Source organism: Variovorax sp. P4_D9 (genome assembly GCF_056401695.1).
Genome location: NZ_JBFUIU010000776.1, coordinates 1 through 4,109 on the forward strand (window position 1 = coordinate 1; position 4,109 = coordinate 4,109).

The 4,109-nt window shown below is 63.2% G+C and carries 2 protein-coding genes; one reads left to right on the forward strand and one right to left on the reverse strand.

Annotation, left to right across the window (positions count from 1 at the left end):
• Positions 1-262: 262 nt before the first annotated feature.
• Positions 263-1,417 carry an AAA family ATPase gene (locus AC1DY5_RS44915; protein ID WP_478120868.1) on the reverse strand — a complete coding sequence of 385 codons (1,155 nt, stop codon included), beginning with the start codon at positions 1,415-1,417 and terminating at the stop codon, positions 263-265.
• 619 nt (positions 1,418-2,036) lie between these two features.
• Here AC1DY5_RS44915 and AC1DY5_RS44920 point away from each other — a divergent pair.
• A complete protein-coding gene (locus AC1DY5_RS44920) occupies positions 2,037-3,401 on the forward strand; it encodes a RepB family plasmid replication initiator protein (RefSeq protein WP_478120869.1) in 1,365 nt (454 codons plus the stop codon).
• Positions 3,402-4,109: the final 708 nt, after the last annotated feature.

A 4,109-nucleotide genomic window follows, 5' to 3' on the forward strand; every position in this document is an offset into this window, starting at 1 on the left:
GGTTTCCACCCTCGGGGCGCATGCGTCACTGTGGAAACCAGGTTTCCACCGGTGGTGCGATCCCCTGCGAACCGGGGTGACTTCGGGCAGTTTCTAACTGCGGCGGCGCCCTCCCCCGTGGCCGCCCGCATGGTGCCGGAACGTGGCGCGCAATTCCGCACACCGCGGCCGAATCCATGCCGTTGCGCCGGCATTGCGTGCGCCGTGGAAACCTGGTTTCCACCGAAGGTCACGGTCTCGCCCAGTGCGCCAGGTTCGCCGCTCATTGCACTTGGGCCTTGTCCTGCCAGGCGCTGACCACCGACTGCTCGACCAATTCCACGAACGAGTCGTAGGCGTCGGCGGCGCGCTTGTAGGTCTTGGCGGCACCCTCGTACTTCTGCACGTCATAGACCGTCGCAAACTCGGCCGCCTTGTTGCTGGTCACGCTGGTCTTTGGAATCTCTACCGGCAGGGTGTATTCACCATAGGTGGCCTGGATCCACTGTCGAACCGCTGGCGTGGCCGGGTCGCTCGGATCCACCCGGCTGAGTAGCACATGCAGAAAGTCGAAATCCTTGCCCGCGCGATCGCCGCTTTGTGCATCGAGGTTGCCGCCCAGGTCGGCCAGCAGCGACCAGAACTGCGCCGAGGACGCGAAGTCCAGGCCTGAGGGCGGCACCGGAACGATGATGCCGTTCGCTGCCCAGAGCGCATTGATGGTGACGTACGACAGCGAGGGCGGGGTGTCGATCACGATCACGTCATAGAGATCGCGTACGCTCTCGAGGCCGATGTTCAGCACGTCCCAGAATTTGGCGCCGGGTTCCTGCATCTGGCGCGCCGGCAGAGCGAACTCCGCCGAGAAAAGGAACGGGGCCGCGGCCACGAGATCCAGGCCGTCCCAGTAGGTCGAGCGGATCGCATAGCGGATGTCCGATTCGGTCCCATCGCACAGCGGCGCAATCGTCATGTCCTCGCTGATCTCGGCTTCGGGAAGCAGGCCATGCAGGGTCGTCAGGGATCCCTGCGGGTCGGTGTCGATGGCCAGCACACGATGGCCTCGCAGGCTCAGTCCCTGCGCCAGGACCATCGCGGTGGTGGTCTTGGCGACGCCACCCTTGAAGTTCCCCACCGCAATGGTGAAAGCCTTCCTGGCGGCGGGGCGCATCTTGTCGGCGCGGTAGGTGCGGGTCCACGAGCGCAACTCGCTCAACTCGAAGATGCGCTTGCCCCCGGCAGGGGTCAGCCGGCCCGACGGCAGATCCTCCTTCGTGATGCGATAGGCCACGTGCGCCTTGTCAACGCCGCACAGGGCCGCCAGTTGCGCGGTAGAGTAAGTCGGTGCGATCTTTCTGGCCTCCGGTGCCAACAGCCGGCCGCGTATCTGCTCGACCATGGAGCCGGCGCGGGTCGCCAGGGCGGCGATGCGCGGCATGTCGATGCGCGCCCGGACGGGGGAGGGCGCCGGAGCAATGAGAGGGGGTGTGGAAACCTGGTTTCCAGCCACGGCGGGAGCGGGCAATGCCATTTTGAAGGGCCTTATTCGACGGAATCCGGCCATTCTATGGGAATCCGTAGAATGAACAAGATTTGCCAGAGACCTGTGTTTTTTGGACGCGCGAAGTGTGAGAGTGATTGGGCAACCGGACGGATCTTGGCCATCCGGCCGCTCCCAAACGCCATGCCCGAAGGGGGTTGAACAGGCCGTTTGCTGCTTTTTGGGCCTCAAGGTGCCTTGGCGGAGGCGCAATACCCACTTCCAGGGCACACAACCCCTTGTCCACTCACGTCAAACCCCATCGGGACACACATCCGGCGGTCCAGAATCCCATTCAACCTCACTTCAAACCCCAACCGTTCTCACGTTCAATCCCAGCCGTACTCACAATCCAGCGCGTAAGTCATTGTCGCGATTGCGAAAACCTCACCGTCAACTCTTCAATTCCCCAAGTGTTTGGTTTCAATGATTCAAGTCGCTCAAGTCGCTTATGTGAATTGACCAATTCACAAAGAGCATGCATGATGTGAAACGAGTTGAACCCCCGAAAGAACCCATGGAAGAGGGCGAGTTTCCGCGGCCACCGCCCAAGCCCCCGGTGGTTCCGGAAGACCAAAGCGTCGCCAAGGCCAACGAGGCCATCGCCATTCGTCCCAAACGTGGCCGGCTGACGCTACTGTCGCGACGCATCTACAACGCGCTGCTGTACCACTCGCAGCGGCAAGGCGTGGACGAGCCCGTCTACAAGCTGGCGCTCAGCGAGTTGATCGGCGATGCGCGGTTCAACTCGAACAACACCGAACTCCTCAAATCTCACCTGCGCGACATGCAAGCGACGACGATCGAATGGTCGACCAGCGGAAGCGGATTGAAGCGCTGGGTGTCCTCGCAACTGCTCGGCACCGTGACCATCGAAGAGCAGGGCAGGGGGCGGCCCTGCATGATCACCTGGCGCTATCCGGAAGAAATCCGGGAGCGCCTGGTCAAACCCCACCAGTACACCCGCGTGCTGCTCGAGATCAGCGGACAGATGCGCAGCTATCCGGCCGCCGTGCTGTACGAGATCGGTGCGCGCTACCTCACCTCGCCCAGCCGGCTGTCAATGCGCGAGGATGTGCTGTGGTGGGCGGCGGTGCTGACCGGGCGCAGTGACATCACCGAGGTCGATTACCGGTTTCTCAAGCGCGACGTGATCAGCAAGGCGCTGGCGGAAATCGAGGCTCTGTGCGAGGACTTCAGCCTGGAACTGATCGAGCACAAGCGCGGCCGACGCATCGAGGAGATCCAGTTCAGGGTGGTGCCGAAGGTCCAGCAGCGCCTGGGCGCGGCTGACGATCCGAGCCGGAATGTCTTCGACCTGGAACTGGTCGGCAAGCTGATCGCGCTCGGCATGAAGCAGGACGAGGCGCAGGATCTGTACGCGAGCACCGACGAGGGCCAGCTGCGCGGCACACTGGAGCACGTCGAGCAGCGCCTGCGCAGCCAGGCGTTGCCGGCCCTCAAGTCGCCGGCCGCGTATTTCAAGGATGCCCTCAAGAAGGGCTACGCGGGCGTCAAGGGACCAGTCCCCCCTGCGGCCTTGCCACCGCCCCCGTCAGCGCGGCCCGCAACCGCGCTGACGGGGGGAGAGCGCATGCACCGGATACGCGAACTGTGGGATCACGACCGGATGCAGAAGGCCAAGGCCCTTTACCTCGAAATGCCCGAAGCCATGCAGTCCGAGATGCGCTCCCGGTTCGAGATTGATCGGCTGGAAGTGATGGCCGCTCCGATCGCGCGTGCGTGGCGGCGCGACGGTCCGGGCAGTCGGATCGCGGCGACCACGTTTCATCGGTGGCTCGCGCAGATCACCTGGCCGGAAGAACCGTCCGACAGGGTGTTGCTCGATTTCGCGCTCRCACAGGGCGTCGCGGGCATGTAGCTTGGATTCGACCTTCCACGCTTCGACTCGGTCCGCGGTGGGCCATCCAGCACCGATTTAGCGAGTGCTCACTTATTTGTTAGCAAACAATTGAACGGATCTCAAGCTCGTCGGTGGCCGGGCTTGCCGTCTGGGTTGCCCGGCAGCGCGATGCTCCTGCAGCGCGAGTTGGACGGCAGCTTTTAGAAGTCGCGGATGTCGGCCAGCTCGGCCTTGGGCTGCGCCATCAGAAACTTCGCCTGGAACTGGCCGGTGGCCGCATGGGAATCGGGGTCTGCACGGCTGGCGCCCAGCGGCACAGGATATCGTCGTTGTCCAGATTGAGGAGGACCCTGCCGTCCATTGGCCGAGTCTCATAGACGCTGCAGTCGGCCAGGAAAGGGGAGCGGAACGACTTCCTCTCGAGCCAACGCTGAGCCTCCAGCACCACTCGCGTCCCCGACGCCCATCCACCGGTTCGCGTTCCGCGGCGACGCCGGGTGTCGACCGGCCGCAGCCTACGATTTCCGCTTCAGGTCGCGAGGTCGTCATCGGCATGTGGCCGCTCAATGAATCGCTAAAATGAACCCACAATCCCTTCGCGTCATCATTCAGTTGGCATTCGCTTAGGGCGAAAAGACCACCTCCGGGTGGTCTTTTCACTTCCGGCCTCGGGTCAGTCAGATTTCTCTCGATCAAACGAACCATCTCCATGTCATGCGCTGAGGC

What these genes read in the sequence shown, in the direction of transcription:
- AC1DY5_RS44915 (WP_478120868.1), bottom strand. Translation starts at nt 1,417, where the DNA reads ATGCCGCGCATCGCCGCCCTGGCGACCCGCGCCGGCTCCATGGTCGAG.